Source organism: Vibrio sp. 1562, assembly GCF_033340155.1.
Lineage (GTDB): Bacteria > Pseudomonadota > Gammaproteobacteria > Enterobacterales > Vibrionaceae > Vibrio > Vibrio alginolyticus.
Window position 1 is genome coordinate 1 of sequence record NZ_JAWOVY010000578.1, and the last position, 583, is coordinate 583.

Sequence of the window (583 nt, forward strand, 5' to 3'; positions counted from 1 at the left end):
TCTCACCCATTCATTGATACGTGCAAGCTTCTGCACCAAAAATACCCAGGTTTGGGCTTTGTAGTGGCGCTAGTTAATCAAAAACGTCGAGAGCAATTTGAGCAAGCGTGGAAAGAGCATGCTCCCGAGCTTGATTTCAAATTGGTGGATGATACGGCTCGCAATGTTATTACAGCCTCTGATGCGGTGATGCTAGCATCTGGAACGGTAGCGTTAGAGTGCATGTTGCTTAAGCGTCCTATGGTTGTTGGCTATCGCGTCAATGCCTTTACCGCCTTTCTGGCCAAGCGCCTATTGAAAACTAAGTACGTGTCACTACCCAATATTCTCGCAGATGACGAACTGGTTAAAGAGTATCTTCAAGACGATTGCACACCAGACAACTTGTTCAATGAAGTTTCTCGTTTGCTAGAGAGTGATAATAAGCCAATGCTTGATAAGTTCACCGAAATGCATCATTGGATTCGTAAAGACGCGGATCAACAAGCTGCGAATGCAGTATTGAAATTGATTGAAAAATAGAGAAGTACCATGGTCGCGAAAGCAAAAACGACAAAAGCAAAAGTAGAGCTCCCTCCGTTTG

The 583-nt window shown here is 44.3% G+C and carries 1 pseudogene; it reads left to right on the forward strand.

Annotation, left to right across the window (positions count from 1 at the left end):
- A pseudogene (lpxB, locus tag R7Z49_RS26490) lies at positions 1–522 on the forward strand (lipid-A-disaccharide synthase); the annotation flags it as partial.
- Positions 523–583 lie beyond the last annotated feature (61 nt).